Source organism: Streptomyces sp. NPDC001508, assembly GCF_040298665.1.
GTDB lineage: Bacteria > Actinomycetota > Actinomycetes > Streptomycetales > Streptomycetaceae > Streptomyces.
On sequence record NZ_JBEPAP010000042.1, the window covers coordinates 46667 to 58385 of the forward strand.

At 73.1% G+C, this 11719-nt stretch carries 9 protein-coding genes and 1 pseudogene; 2 read left to right on the forward strand and 8 right to left on the reverse strand.

Annotation, left to right across the window (positions count from 1 at the left end; translation table 11 throughout):
• Positions 1–105: 105 nt before the first annotated feature.
• Positions 106–1527, forward strand: coding sequence for a lipase maturation factor family protein (locus ABT245_RS30480; protein ID WP_351739580.1), 1422 nt, complete (start codon positions 106–108; stop codon positions 1525–1527).
• 172 nt (positions 1528–1699) lie between these two features.
• Here ABT245_RS30480 and ABT245_RS30485 read toward each other — a convergent pair whose 3' ends face one another.
• On the reverse strand, positions 1700–2185 hold the full coding sequence (locus ABT245_RS30485; RefSeq protein WP_351739583.1) for a GNAT family N-acetyltransferase: 486 nt from the start codon (positions 2183–2185) through the stop codon (positions 1700–1702).
• Between the two features lie 55 nt (positions 2186–2240).
• Positions 2241–2417, reverse strand: a complete 177-nt coding sequence (locus tag ABT245_RS30490; protein ID WP_351739586.1) for a hypothetical protein — start codon at positions 2415–2417, stop codon at positions 2241–2243.
• Positions 2418–2877: 460 nt separating this feature from the next.
• On the opposite strand from ABT245_RS30490, the gene ABT245_RS30495 reads away from it, so the two are divergent.
• Entirely contained in the window at positions 2878–3294 is a 417-nt protein-coding gene (locus ABT245_RS30495) for a hypothetical protein (protein WP_351739588.1), read from the forward strand.
• 466 nt (positions 3295–3760) lie between these two features.
• On the opposite strand, the gene ABT245_RS30500 is transcribed toward ABT245_RS30495, so the two are convergent.
• From ABT245_RS30500 to ABT245_RS30525, 6 genes and pseudogenes are all read right to left on the reverse strand, one after another.
• On the reverse strand, positions 3761–5257 hold the full coding sequence (locus tag ABT245_RS30500; RefSeq protein ID WP_351739591.1) for an SDR family NAD(P)-dependent oxidoreductase: 1497 nt from the start codon (positions 5255–5257) through the stop codon (positions 3761–3763).
• 160 nt (positions 5258–5417) lie between these two features.
• Positions 5418–6761, reverse strand: coding sequence for a wax ester/triacylglycerol synthase family O-acyltransferase (locus tag ABT245_RS30505; RefSeq protein WP_351739594.1), 1344 nt, complete (start codon positions 6759–6761; stop codon positions 5418–5420).
• A gap of 145 nt (positions 6762–6906) precedes the next feature.
• On the reverse strand, positions 6907–9237 hold the full coding sequence (locus ABT245_RS30510) for a GH92 family glycosyl hydrolase (protein ID WP_351739597.1): 2331 nt from the start codon (positions 9235–9237) through the stop codon (positions 6907–6909).
• A gap of 165 nt (positions 9238–9402) precedes the next feature.
• Positions 9403–9651 (reverse strand): annotated as a pseudogene (locus ABT245_RS30515) (sugar phosphate nucleotidyltransferase); the annotation flags it as partial.
• Between the two features lie 76 nt (positions 9652–9727).
• The gene (glgA, locus tag ABT245_RS30520; protein WP_351739600.1) at positions 9728–10879 is read right to left on the reverse strand and encodes a glycogen synthase; all 1152 of its coding nucleotides are present in this window, start codon (positions 10877–10879) and stop codon (positions 9728–9730) included.
• 32 nt (positions 10880–10911) lie between these two features.
• Positions 10912–11667, reverse strand: a complete 756-nt coding sequence (locus tag ABT245_RS30525) for a (2Fe-2S)-binding protein (protein WP_351739644.1) — start codon at positions 11665–11667, stop codon at positions 10912–10914.
• Positions 11668–11719: the final 52 nt, after the last annotated feature.

The following is an 11719-nucleotide window of genomic DNA, read 5'->3' on the forward strand; positions in this document are numbered from 1 at the left end:
CCACCATTGTCCGCATCACCCGCCCGGATCACGCAAACGCAGCGACGCGGTACGCACGGTGAGGCGCACCCCGCGGGCGTCCATCGAAGGAGGGAGCGCAGGGCCGTGGACTGGTTCACCGCATCCGAGTACTGGTTGAGCCGACTGGTGTTCCAGCGGGCTCTGGCCGCCGTGTACCTCGTCGCGTTCCTGACGGCCGCCCTTCAGTTCCGCGCGCTGATCGGGCAGCGGGGCATGCTGCCGGTTCCCCGGTTCGTGGCACGGGTGCGCTTTCGGCGCGCGCCGAGCCTGTTCCACCTGTACTACTCCGACCGGTTCTTCGCGGCCTGCTGCTGGGCGGGCTGCGCCGTCTCGGCGGCGCTGCTCGCGGGAGCGGACGCGCTGCTTCCCACGGCCGGCGCGATGGCCCTGTGGCTGGTGCCCTGGGCGCTGTACCTGTCGATCGTCAACGTCGGCCAGACCTGGTACGCGTTCGGCTGGGAGTCGCTGCTGCTTGAGGTCGGCTTCCTCGCCGTGTTCCTGGGCAACGACGAGGTCGCGCCGCCGGTGGTGGTGCTGTTCCTGCTGCGCTGGATCCTGTTCCGGCTGGAGTTCGGCGCGGGTCTGATCAAGATGCGCGGCGATCCGTGCTGGCGGAAGCTGACCTGTCTGTACTACCACCACGAGACCCAGCCGATGCCGGGCCCGCTGAGCTGGTTCTTCCACCGGCTGCCCGGTCCGCTGCACCGGGTGGAGGCGGCGGCGAACCACCTCACCCAACTCGTGGTGCCCGTGCTGCTGTTCGCCCCGCAGCCGGTGGCGACCCTTGCCGCGTCCCTGATGATCGTCACCCAGTTGTGGCTGGTGCTGTCCGGTAACTTCTCCTGGTTGAACTGGATCACCGTCGTGCTGGCGCTGTCGGCGATCCGCTTCCCCGGCGCGCACCCTTCGGTGGGCGCGGCCCCGCTGTGGTACGTGTGCGTGGTGCTCGCCGCCGCCGCGCTGCTGGTGGTCCTGAGCTACCGCCCGGTGCTGAACATGGTCTCCCGCCGCCAGGTGATGAACCGCTCCTTCGATCCGCTGCACCTGGTGAACACCTACGGCGCGTTCGGCAGCGTCGGCCGGGTCCGTTACGAGGTGGTGGTCGAGGGCACGCTGGATACGGTGCCGCGGGCGGACGAGGGGTGGCGGGAGTACGAGTTCAAGGGCAAGCCGGGTGACCCGCGGCGCTGGCCGCGCCAGTTCGCCCCCTACCATCTGCGGCTGGACTGGCTGATGTGGTTCGCGGCGCTGTCGCCCGCGTACGCCGGGGACTGGTTCGGCCCCCTGGTGGAGCGGCTCCTGGAGAACGACCGGGACACGCTGCGGCTGCTGCGCCGTTCGCCGTTCCCGCCGGACCGGCCGCCGCGTTACGTCCGCGCCCGCCTCTTCCGCTACCGGTACACGACCTGGCGCGAGCTGCGGGAGACGGGCGCCTGCTGGGAGCGGACGTACGTCCGGGAGTTCCTGCCGCCGACCCGGCTGACGACGGAGGCTCAGCTGCCGTAGTCGCGGGCGGCGGTGCCCTGGAAGACGCCGCCGCGCTCGGCCGCACCGAGGTGGACGGCCATTTCCCGGACCGCGGCGAGCACCCGGTCGTACGGCACCGCCAACCGGTCCTGCTGGAGCCGGCACGGTACCTGGAGGAACGGCGCCCGTGGCGTCGTGCGGCGCCGCTCGACTAGTCGAGCGCCTTGTACATGATGTGCAGGCCAACCCGGCCGTGGCGCGGGTGGGCGAAGGCGTGCGGGACCGTGCCGAGGATCGTGAAGCCGAGGGACGTCCACAGCGCCACGGCCGGGTTGGTCTCGACGACGGCGTTGAAGACCATCGCGCGGTAGCCGTGCGTGGCGGCCTCGGCGAGGACGTGTTCGGCGAGGGCGCGGCCGATGCCGTGACCGCCTCGGTCGGGGTCGACCATGAAGCCGGCGTTGGCGATGTCGGCGGCGGGCCCGCCGTAGTTCGGGGTGAGGTAGGCGGAGCCGACCACGGCTCCGGCCGGGTCCTCGGCGACGTAGACCCGCTTGGCCGGGCCCGTCCACAGGGCGCGGGCGGTCTCCTGCGGGGTGTCCGGGTCCCAGGTGTAGGTCTCGCCGGCGGCGACGATCCGGTGCCAGAACGGCCAGATCCGCGGCCAGTCGCCGGCCACGGCGTCTCTGATCAGCATGGGCGTGAGTGTCGCACGCCCATGCGTCGGGCGACCGCGCCGGACGCCCCTCGGATCAGTCGACGCTCGGCAGGATGTGGGGCTCGGCCAGGTCGTCCTCGTAGCCCGCGAGGCGGATCGGGGCCGACCGGGCCCACACATCGAGGCTGCCGAGCTGTCCGGGCCTGCGCCCGCCCGACCGCTCCGGGTGTTCCTTGGGGCGCTGCTCGCGATTCGTCTTCTCCGGTGTCACCGCGCACTCCTTATGTATCGGGTCACCCTCGGGGCGTGTGGGCCAGTGTGCGTCTCCGGCGCTCGACGCCCGCTCAGGTCTGGATGGAAGGCCAGTTCGGACGCGGTGGCGCCGGTACTCGCAACAGAGCCGGCCGCGATGGGCCGGTCGGCCCCGGACGGACCGTGGGTGTGGATGGGACCCGGTGTTGTCGTCCGCCTCCTCCCAGAGTAACCAAATGAGCGGGGGTCCGCTCGATCGGGAGTGCAAACAAGCTGTAACGTTCCCGCGCCACTCCGTGTTGCACCGACATCGATTTGTCCCTTTATTTAAGGTGATGCGCCCTTTGGGATCACCCGTTCGAAGCAACGGTCGAACACAGGAACCCGGCGCTGTGCAGTTCAGGTCCCGTTGGCCGGGTCGCAAGCTCCCCATGATCTGCTGACACAAGGCAACGGCTGTCTCGCGGGAGGACTGACGCATGGAGCTGCGCAGCGTCGAGGAGCTGATGGATCTGCTGTACGCCTGCCGGTACGAGCACGCGCTGCGCACCGCCGCGCTGCTGCGCCGCGCCCGCCCCGCCGACAAGGAACTCCAGGTGGCGGGGCTGGTGCACGGCATCGGGCAGCTGCTCGACCCGGGCGACCCGGCCGGGCAGGCGACGCGCGCCGCGCAGGCCGTACGGCCGCTGCTCGGGGAGCGCGTATACGGGCTGGTGCGGCAGCGCGGCCCGGCGGCCGACGACGATCTGCTGCGTCTGCAGCACGCGGCCGAGGAGGGCCGGACCGTCGCCTTCGACGCGGGGGTCCTGGAGGACTGGCGCACGGTGCTCGAACTGGTCGCGGCCCGGCATTCCCGGCTCGCGCCGGGCGTCGGCCGTGACGGTCGCTCCGCCTGAGCGGTGGGTCGTCGGTCCGCTGCGGGGTCGTCGTGGCCGGTCGCGCAGTTCCCCGCGCCCCTTTTCGGGGCGCAACGGCCGTCGAACGACTGCGGAAGCGTCCGGCTTGGGCACGCCGGTCCCCGCGCCCCGTCCGGGCACGGCCCACGGATCACCGCCGTCCCGCCACGACGGCCGCCGGCCGGCCGCAGGAGCATCGTGGCCGGGCGCGCCGTTCCCCGCGCCCCTTTTCGGGGCGCAACGGCCGTCGAACGACTGCGGGAGCGTCCCGCTTGGGCACGCCGGTCCCCGCGCCCCGTCCGGGCACGACCCACGGATCACCGCCGCCCCGCCACGACGGCCGCCGGTTCGTCGTGGCCGGGCGCGCCGTTCCCCGCGCCCCTTTCGACTTTCGGGGCGCAACGGCCGTCGATCAACTGCGGGAGCGCCCCGCTTGGGCACGCCGGTGCCCGCGCCCCTCGGGGGGTTACCACTTGGCGGGGGCGTAGTCCTTCAGGAAGACGCCGTACAGGTCCTCGCCGGTCTCGCCGCGCACGATCGGGTCGTAGACACGGGCGGCGCCGTCGATCAGGTCCAGCGGGGCGTGGAAACCGGCCTCGGCGAGGCGGATCTTGTCGGGGTGCGGGCGCTCGTCGGTGATCCAGCCGGTGTCCACGGCCGTCATCAGGATGCCGTCCTTGTCGAACATCTCCTGCGCGCTGGTGCGGGTGAGCATGTTGAGCGCGGCCTTGGCCATGTTGGTGTGCGGATGCCCGGCGCCCTTGTAGCCGCGGCTGAAGACGCCCTCCATGGCGGAGACGTTGACGACATACGTCCGCCGGGCCGGGGAGGCCGCCATGGCCGGGCGCAGCCGGCTGATCAGGATGAACGGGGCCGTCGAGTTGCACAGCTGGACCTCCAGCAGCTCCACCGGCGTGACCTCGTCCACCGACTGGATCCAGCTGTTGGTGTCGTGCAGGTCGGGGACCAGCCCGCCGGCGTCGATGGCCGTACCGGCCGCGATCCGCTCCAGGGACGCCGAGCCGGAGACGAGCGCCAGGCCGGTCACGTCCTCGGCGGTCAGGGCGCCGCCGCCGGCCACCGGGAGGGCTGCTACCGCGCCCGAGCCGAAGGCGCCGATCACCTCGGAGGCGGGCAGCTCACCGGCCGGCAGCGGGGCGGACTCGGCGGCGACCAGCTCGCCGTAGGCCTGGGGTGAGCGGCGCACCGTCTGCGCCGCGTTGTTGATCAGGATGTCGAGCGGGCCCTCGGCGGCGACCGCGTCGGCCAGCGCCACCACCTGGGCGGGGTCGCGCAGATCGATGCCGACGATCTTCAGCCGGTGGATCCACTCGTCGCTGTCGGGCTGGGCCTTGAAACGGCGGATCGCGTCGTTCGGGAACCGCGTCGTGATCGTCGTGTGCGCGCCGTCGCGCAGCAGCCTGAGCGCGATGTACATGCCGATCTTGGCCCGGCCGCCGGTGAGCAGCGCCCGCTTGCCGTCGAGGTCGGCGCGGGCGTCGCGGCGGGCCCGGTTCTCGGCGGCGCACTCCTGGCACAGCTGGTGGTAGAAGTAGTCGACCTCGACGTAGCGCTGCTTGCAGATGTAGCAGGAGCGCGGGCGCTGGAGCACGCCCGCGATCCGGCCCGCCCGCGTCGCCGAGGAGGGCAGGACGCCCTCGGTCTCGTCGTCGATGCGCTGGGCGGAGCCGGTCGCGGTGGCCTCCGTGACCGCCTTGTCGTGGGCGGTCTTGGCGGCCCGGCGCTCCTGGCGGCGGCGCTGCTTGACCGTGCGGTAGATCTGCGAGGTGGCCCGGCGCACCTTGACCGCGTCGGGGTGGTCGACCTCGATCCGGTCGAGTTCCGCCAGCACGCTGAGGCACACGGCGAGGCGTTCGGGGTCGATGCCCGGGCCGTACGCCGCCTCGTCACCGGGCGCCGGCGCCCTCTCGGGAGCCGCCGGGCCGTCCTGTGTCACCGTCATCGCGCTGCCGTTTCCCTGATCTCCGCACGGCGCTCCGGTCGCGCCCGCCGTCGAACGCGGAATTTTACGGAGCGCCCGGCCGCACCGCCAAACCCGTGCCTCGGGGACCGGCGGCGCGCGGGGCCGGGCGCCGCGGCGATCGGTACCGGCCCGCCCGTGCTCAGGCCTCGCAGACCGTGATCAGGGCTTCGACCTCGTCGGTCACCGCCCGGGCCAGCCGGTCGAGGTCGGGCACGGCCCGTGCGTCGGCGACGAGTCCGTAGTGGACCCGGCCGCGGTAGGTCGAGATCGCGACCGCCAGCGACTGGCCGGGGGCGAGCGGGGCGAAGGGGTAGACCTCGGTCAGCTGGTGGCCGCCGAGCCGCAGGCCGAGACCGGGCAGCGGCACGCTGGTGACCAGGATGTCGAACCAGAGCCGGGCGGCCTGGCCGACGAACGGTCCGCCGAGCCGGTGCCCGAGGGCGGGCACGTGGTCGGCGAGCAGCGCGACGGCGCCCGCGCCCCGGTTGGGTCCCGCGTCCTTGTTGCGGTCCATCGCGGCACGCACCGTGCCGAGGCGGCGCAGCGGGTCGGGTTCGCCCACGGGAAGCCGTATCAGGTACCCGGAGAGCCGGTTGCCCTGGGGGTGCGCGGTGCGCGGGCGGCGCTTGGAGACGGGGATCAGGGCACGCGGCGCGACCCCCTCGCTGCCGTCGCCGCGCTCGTCGAGCCAGCGCCGCAGGGCGCCCGCGACGACGGCGATCAGTACGTCGTTGACGGTGCCGCCCGCGGTCTTGCGGACCCGGTGCACATCGTCGATGTCGAGGACGACGCCCGCGGTGCGGCGGGTGCCGCTGGCGGCGGAGGCGAGCGCGGCGGAGGAGCGCACGCCCAGGCCGGACAGGGCGACGGAGGCGCCGATGTCGAGGGCGCGGCCGACGTCGGACAGTGCGCCGCGCAGCAGGCCGGGCAGCTTGCGCACGTCGGGCACCGTGCGGCGCGGTGGCGCGGCGGGGCGGGGGCCGCGCTGCGGCAGGTCCACCGGGTCGAGCACGCCGGCGGCGAGCTTGAGTGCCCGCAGGCCGTCGGCCAGCGCATGGTGGAACTTGAACAGCACGGCGAAGGAGACGCCGTCCGCGCCGGGCAGGACATGTGCCTCCCAGGGCGGCAGGCCGCGTTCCAGCGGACGCTGCATCAGCCGGCCCGCGACGGCCTGGAAGTCGTCGGTGGGGGCGTGCAGGCGCACATGGTTCAGGGGGTCGAAGCCGGGGTCGGGTTCGCGGGCCGCGCCGCCGAAGGCGAGCGGGAGGGCCAGCGGGGAGCCGGTCGGCTGCCATACATCCCGGATGCGCATGCGCAGCCCGGGCACGGCGGCGGCGCGGGCGGCGAGCAGGTCGGCGGCGTGCGCGCCGGCGGTGGGCGAGTGCGTGGCGAAGACACCGAGCGCGCCCAGGTGCATCGGGTGCAGGTCGGACTCGATGTTCCAGAACGCAAGGTCGAGGGGAGCGAGCAGATGGGATGTCAATGGTTTGCCTCGCGTCGGCGGGGGGTGGACAAGCAGTCAACCCCCCGCCGACGATTACGGTCAAGTACGATCAGGCTACGCACAGTTAACGCCACATGAAGTGTCCGGCCCTCCGAGGGCGGCGGGACGCATGAGGCGCCTGAGGTCACGTCAGGGCAGGTGGGGCCGACTGAGGTGATGTACCCCACTCTGACGGGCGCGGGCCGACCGTGAACACGAGCGTCCGCAGGGAGCGCAGCGCACCCGTCGTCAGATACGTCCGGGCGTGCGGCACTCCGTCGGCGCGGACCGTCTGGACATAGCGGTCGGCGGCCGAGGTGCCGGGCGCGGTGACGGTCAGTCCGCCGCTCGGCCAGTACCGCCGGTCCAGGACCAGCTCGACCCGGTCGAAGACGGGCGTGGACAGGCCCCAGGTGCCGTGACCGGGCTGGACGGGGAAGAGCCCGATCGAGGAGAGCACATGCCAGGCGGACATGGTGCCGAGGTCGTCGTTGCCGGTGACCCCGGTCGGCGCGTCCGTGAACAGGGTGAGCGCCGCGTGCACCACGTCGGTGGTCTTCCAGGGCTGACCGGTCGACAGATATGTGTACGGGGCGATGAGGTCGGGCTCGTTCTGCGGGTTGTACTTGTCCGCGTGGTAGTACGCGTACGGATCGCCGTGCACCCAGACCCGACGGGCGGTGCCCTCCGGGTCGGCGAGCAGCCGGTCGTAGGCGAAGAACGCGTCCAGCCGGTCGTTCGCCGCCCGGTCGCCGCCGAGCAGGCGGATCAGCCCCGGCAGGTCCTGCGGGACCAGCCACTGGTACTGCCAGGCGGTGCCCTCGTGGAAGCCGACACTGTGCGCGGGGTCGGCCGGTCCGGTGAAGGCGCCGGAGACGTCCCGGGCCCGGAAGAAACCGGTCGAGGGGTCGAAGACGTTGCGGTAGTTGCGGGACCGGGCCGCGTAGCGGGCGGCGTCGCCGGTGTGGCCGAGGCCGCGCGCCATCTGCGCGAGCATCGCGTCGGACAGGGCGTACTCCAGGGTCACCGAGCCGCCCTGGTGGTAGTCGGAGTCGCCGAGCTTGGCCTGCGGGCGGCCCTTGTCGTAGGGGGCGAAGCCGTGCGCGATGTACTCCGCGTTGGCCTCGCGGCCCGCCATCGGCAGGCCGGGCGGCGGCACACCGTCGGCGTTGCGCTTCAGCACGCGGTACGCCCGCTCCTCGTACCCGTCGTGCCCGGCGAGCAGGCCCTGCTGGTAGGCGGTGGTCAGGAACGGGGTGACCGGATCGCCCGTCATGATGTTCGTCTCGACCGTGCCGTAGCCCCACTTGGGCAGCCAGCCGCCCTCCTCGCCGACCCTGACCACCGAGACCGCCATGTCGCGGGCCTCGCGCGGGGCGAGCAGGGCGAGCAGTTGGCACTGGGTGCGGTAGGTGTCCCACAGGGACCAGTTCTGGTAGTACGTGAAGTCCTGTGCGCGGCGCACCCGCTGGTCCCAGCCCCGGTAGCGGCGGTCCGCGTCGCTGCCGACGTTCGGCGCGAGGAACGACCGGTACAGCGACGAGTAGAAGGTGCGCCGGCGCGTCCGGTCGCCGCCCGTGACGCGGACCGTGCCCAGTCGCTCCTCCCACGCCCGCCGCGCCGCCGCACGCACGGCGTCGAAGGAACGGCCGCCCTCCGCGCGCAGGTTGACCTCCGCGCCGTGTGCGTCGACGTACGACAGGGCGGTGGTCGCCGTGACGGTGCGCCGCCGGGTCGTGTCGAAGCGGAGGTAGGCGCCGTCCGACCCGGTCCGCGCGCCGGGCGTGACGGTGGCGCCGCCCCAGGTGCCGTACGCCGTGAAGGGCCGGTCGAAGCGGGTCAGTGTGTACACGGTGTAGGGCGGGGTGTTCCGGCAGAAGCCACGGCCGGTGATCTTGGTGCGTACCGTCCGGTCGTCGAGGATCCGTACCTCGCTCGCGACCGGCTTGTGCAGCGACTGGGCCGCGTTCAGCAGCACGTTCGCCTTGTCGGTGGCGGGGAAGGTGTAGCGCTGCACGCCGGTGCGGGCGGTGGCGGTGAGTTCGGCCCCGATCCCGGAGGCCAGGCCCACCCGGTAGTAGCCGGGGCTCGCCCGCTCGTCCTCGTGCCGGAACCCGGCCGCGTACCGGGCGTAGTCCGTCTGTGTGACGTCACCGGTGGTCGGCAGCGCGGGCAGGTCACCGCCGATGCGGCAGCCGACACCCGAGAGATGGACCAGCGAGAAGCCGCGGATCCGGCGGTGGGAGTAGTCGTAGCCGGTGCTGTGCCCGGTGTCCGGGGACAGTTGCACCATGCCGAAGGGCACGGCGGCGCCGGGGAAGGTGTTGCCCTCGTTCTGGGTCCCGATGAACGGGTCGACCAGGTCGGTGAGGTGGCCGACGGTCGGCTCGGCGGCCCGTGCGGCGGGGGTGGCGAACAGCGCGGACGCCGCCATCACCCCGGCCAGGCACAGTCGCGGACGCCGGGTCACTCTCATCTCGGATGACCTCCGGATCTCGACATCGTTGTCTGCATCCTGAGGTCCGCGGGCCTGGAAGCCTGGGATCCCGCGGGGGTGGTGCGCGACGCGTCGCCCACGCGGCCCTGCCGGTTACCAGCGGCGAACGCTCCCGGCGGCCCGTCACGAGACCGGCTGCCCCTTGCCGAGCAGGCTGGACATCCGCCAGGTGGTGGTGATGTGCCGGTCCAGCGAGTGCGACTTGTACTGGGTGAGCACGCAGATGCGCAGGATGTCGGCGTTGACGAGGTTGGAGAGCACGAAGTCCACCAGGCGGTAGGTGCCGCCGAAGGTGACCGCCGGTTTGGCCCGGTCCGCGGTCAGGGGCATCAGCCGCTTGCCCTCGCCGCCCGCCAGGACGATGCCGAGCACTGAAGGTCCCCCACGACGCATGGCCGCTCCCCCTCCCCCTGCTTCCCCCATGCTGCCCTGGCGCGGCATGCGCTAAGCCTGGTTGACGCGGCATGCGTCAAGCCTGCTTGAGTACCTCCTCGTACAGCCCGACGGTGCGTCGCGCCACCGTGTCCCAGCCGAACTCCCGCACGGCGCGCTCCCGTCCGGCCTCGCCCATCCGCCGGGCCGCCGCCGGATCGCCGAGTACGCGGTCCAGGGCCCGCGCCAGGGACGCCTCGAAGGCGTCGTCCACGTCGACCAGCAGCCCGGTCCGGCCGTCCTCGACGACCTCGGGGATGCCGCCGACCCGGGACGCCACCACCGGGGCGGCGCAGGCCATCGCCTCCAGGTTGACGATGCCGAGCGGTTCGTACACCGACGGGCAGACGAACACGGCGGCGTGCGTGAGGAGTTGCACGACGTCGGCGCGCGGCAGCATCCGCGGGATCCAGTGCACACCGGCGCGGACGCGGCTGAGTTCCCCGAACAGGTCGCGGAACTCCCGGTCGATCTCAGGGGTGTCGGGGGCGCCGGCACACAGCACGACCTGGGCCGCCGGGTCGATGTCCCGTACGGCGCGCAGCAGCCGGGGCACGCCCTTCTGGCGGGTGATACGGCCGACGAACAGGACGTAGGGCCGGTGCGGGTCAAGGCCGGTGCGGGTGAGCACGTCGGTGCCGGGGTCGGGCCGGTACAGGGCGGTGTCGATGCCGTTGTGCACGACGTGGACCCGGGCCGGGTCGAGCGCCGGGTAGCAGCCGAGGATGTCCTCGCGCATCGCACCGGACACGGCGATCACCGCGTCGGCGGCCTCGACCGCGGTGCGCTCGGACCAGCCGGACAGGGCGTAGCCGCCGCCCAGTTGCTCGGCCTTCCAGGGCCGCAGCGGCTCCAGGGAGTGGGCGGTCACCACGTGCGGGACGCCGTACAGGAGCTTGGCGAGATGGCCGGCCAGATTGGCGTACCAGGTGTGCGAGTGGACGAGTTCGCGGCCCGCGAGGGCCGCGGCGATGGACAGGTCCACGGAGAAGGTGCGCAGCGCGTCGTTGGCGGTGTCCAGCGCGGTCCACGGGCGGTGCCGTACGACGCCGGAGCCGCGGCCCTCGCCCCAGCAGTGCACCTCCAGGTCGACCAGGGAGCCCAGCTCGCGGGCGAGGAACTCGACATGGACGCCCGCGCCGCCGTACACGTCCGGGGGGTATTCCCGGCTCAGCAGTCCCACTCGCACCCGTAACCCCCTGCTCTCACCGGCCGGTCCCCTCATGGTGGCCCGGACGGGGCGCGTGGGGAAGAGTACGGCGGCCGGCTGAAGCAGCAGTCGCCGCAGAGCCCGCCGCCGGGGACCCGGTAGTACAGACAGCAACTGCGGCGCCGGAAGGCGGCCTCGGCGAAGGTGCCGGTCGGGCTCAGCAGGGGGTGGGCGAACAGGTCGGCGGTGAGCGCGCGGGCCCGGCCCGCGACATCGCCGCGGCCGCTGCCGCGCGCCCACCTCTCCAGTGCGCGGGCCGCCCCGGCGAGCGCCGAGCCGGCGTTGCCCCACAGCAGGCCCGCGGCGATCCCGTAACGGGCGCGCAGCGCCTCGCCCAGGGGCCCGAGGTGGGTGTGCAGCACGGTGTCCGCGAGTACGGCGGCGGTTGCGGGCAGGGCACGCACCTCGGTCAGCCACAGGTCGTCGGGGGCGCCGGCCTCCGGGTCCCAGCGCAGCAGGCGCGGGTCGAGGTCGGGAACGCGGCCGTACAGGGCGGCGCAGCCGAGCGCCGCCGACCACAGCCGGGCGGCGAGTCCCTGCTGGGCGATGGACGCGCTCACCCGGGGCTCGGGTGCGCGCAGACGCCGGGCGACCAGCTCCACCCGGAAAGTGAGCGGGATGCCGTAGACATCCGACCTCGTATCGGCGTAGGCGTCCGCGAGCGTCGGCAGCGGCCGGGACGGATCCGTTGCGGCGTCTGCGGCGGCGCGTAGGACGAAGAAGCCACCGAGCGGGCGGAGCGCGGCGAGTCTGGGGTCGAGGTCCACGAAGCCGAGTAGTACCAGGGCCGGTGGCGGCGGCCGGTGACCGGGTGTCCAC

Bases quoted from the DNA above. Each gene is read 5' to 3' on its own strand.
- ABT245_RS30485 (WP_351739583.1), bottom strand. From the start codon at position 2,185: ATGCTGATCAGAGACGCCGTGGCCGGCGACTGGCCGCGGATCTGGCCG.
- ABT245_RS30495 (WP_351739588.1), top strand. From the start codon at position 2,878: ATGGAGCTGCGCAGCGTCGAGGAGCTGATGGATCTGCTGTACGCCTGC.
- ABT245_RS30500 (WP_351739591.1), bottom strand. From the start codon at position 5,257: ATGACGGTGACACAGGACGGCCCGGCGGCTCCCGAGAGGGCGCCGGCG.
- ABT245_RS30510 (WP_351739597.1), bottom strand. From the start codon at position 9,237: ATGAGAGTGACCCGGCGTCCGCGACTGTGCCTGGCCGGGGTGATGGCG.